This is a genomic window from uncultured Virgibacillus sp., assembly GCF_947495635.1.
GTDB lineage: Bacteria > Bacillota > Bacilli > Bacillales > Amphibacillaceae > Virgibacillus > Virgibacillus salarius.
Genome location: NZ_CANMAB010000202.1, coordinates 1 through 1,320, shown reverse-complemented (window position 1 = coordinate 1,320; position 1,320 = coordinate 1). Strand labels below are relative to the sequence as shown.

Genomic DNA, 1,320 nt, shown 5'->3' with positions numbered 1-1,320 from the left:
TGAAAAAGATTCCAGCTATCTATTTTTGATAACTGGAATCTCTTTTTTACTTCTCCAGGCTAGTTATGTCCCAGCCCTTTTTTAATTGCCATCTGTTGCTGTTTCGCTTAATGGACTAGTTTCTGACGAAGATTGGACTATCTCTAAATGTTCCTTTAAAGCATCTCTTACTTCTTCTAATGATTGTGGCTCAGCTATTTGATAGCTTATTCCATTCATTCTTTCTTCATGCGTTTTAAGTTCGATTTTGTCTATCTTACTTACATTAAAGTCAGAGTACTCTTTATAGAAAGCTAACCCTTCTTTAATGCTCATATTTGTTTCAACATTATTGCCCATCTCTTGAGCTAAATCATCAATTTTTGTAACTGTTCCAACTGACATTGCTTTTTTAATAATAGCTTTGATAACTTCCTGTTGTCTTTCGTTTCTACCTATATCGCCACGTGGGTCTTCTTTACGCATTCTAGCATATGCTAATGCGTGTCTACCATCTAATTCCATCTCGCCCTCATCGAATTGTAGTTTCTCAGCAACTTTATCATCACTATTTTGTTCAAAATCGAATGGGACATTAACCGTTATACCGCCAAGTATATCTACAACATTTTTAAATGCATCGAAGTTTACTTTAGCATAGTAATCTATTGGTACCCCAAGAAAATTCTCTACTGTATCAATTGTCATTTTCTTTCCACCAAATGCATGAGCGTGGGTTATTTTATCTCTAGTTCCTTTACCAATGATATCTACTTTAGTATCCCGAGGAATACTAAGAAGTTTTAGTTTTTCATCATTAGGGTTGAACGTGGCTACCATTAATGTATCTGTTCTACCTTTATCGCCGTTAGTAGCGTAATCCTCTACACCCATTAATAAAATGGAAACAGGGTCTTTGTTAATAGAAACAGCTTTATCCCGGAGATCCGATTTGTCTCTTCCTAAGTCATCATAAGAATTACTTGCAGCTTGATAGGTTTTAAATGCCTTGTATCCTCCGAATGATAGTAATGCTAGAAATAGTATTATTATAACTAAAAGGAACTTGCGCCTACGCTTTCTTTTTTTCCGTTTCCTAACTAATATACGGTCCATAAATTAACTCCTTTAATCCAATTAATGCATCTTTATAATTATAAATAGTATTCTGTGATTTTTCAAATTTTTTTTCGACAATCTACTACACTATTAGACGATGCTCCTGTATAACGAGTTACATAGTTTTTAATTTTTCTCAAAAATGAAGGGGCTGGGACAAAACCCAGTAAAATAAAAAGTGGTACTCGCCAATAATTTGGTAAGTACCACTTTTTTTGAGAT

1 protein-coding gene is annotated in these 1,320 nt (G+C 34.1%); it reads right to left on the bottom strand.

The genetic code is table 11. The features are described from left to right. Positions 1-81: 81 nt before the first annotated feature. On the bottom strand, positions 82-1,095 hold the full coding sequence (locus Q1A47_RS20465) for an LCP family protein (protein ID WP_034678495.1): 1,014 nt from the start codon (positions 1,093-1,095) through the stop codon (positions 82-84). Between the last annotated feature and the right edge of the window lie 225 nt (positions 1,096-1,320).

What these genes read in the sequence shown, in the direction of transcription:
- Q1A47_RS20465 (WP_034678495.1), bottom strand. Translation starts at nt 1,095, where the DNA reads ATGGACCGTATATTAGTTAGGAAACGGAAAAAAAGAAAGCGTAGGCGC.